We start from the raw sequence: 273 nt of genomic DNA, 5'->3' as shown, positions 1-273 counted from the left end.
GTTCTGTTGACAAAAGACGGTAGCCATAATTTTACGGCTGCGAGGTTAAGAAAGGCGAGGAACGATTTTCTTGTCTTGTCATATCGTGTGGCGATACGTCGGAACTGCTTCAGTTTGTTGAACATCCGCTCGATACGGTTGCGGTCCCGATAACGACGGAAATCGCAGGGAATATCCTCTGTGCGATTTGAACGCGGCGGGATAACAGGAAGAATGCCTCGAAAAAGCAGGTTCTCCCGTATCCTGTCACTATCATATCCCTTGTCGGCTAGA

Annotated in this window: 1 protein-coding gene; it reads right to left on the bottom strand. The window is 48.7% G+C overall.

All coding sequences use genetic code 11. From position 1 onward, the window contains the following. A partial coding sequence (locus GFJ39_RS13985) for a transposase (protein WP_153432065.1) occupies nucleotides 1–273 on the bottom strand: 273 nt, incomplete at both ends.

Source organism: Gluconobacter aidae (genome assembly GCF_009547075.1).
Lineage (GTDB): Bacteria > Pseudomonadota > Alphaproteobacteria > Acetobacterales > Acetobacteraceae > Gluconobacter > Gluconobacter aidae.
This window is presented reverse-complemented; position numbering and strand designations above follow the sequence as displayed.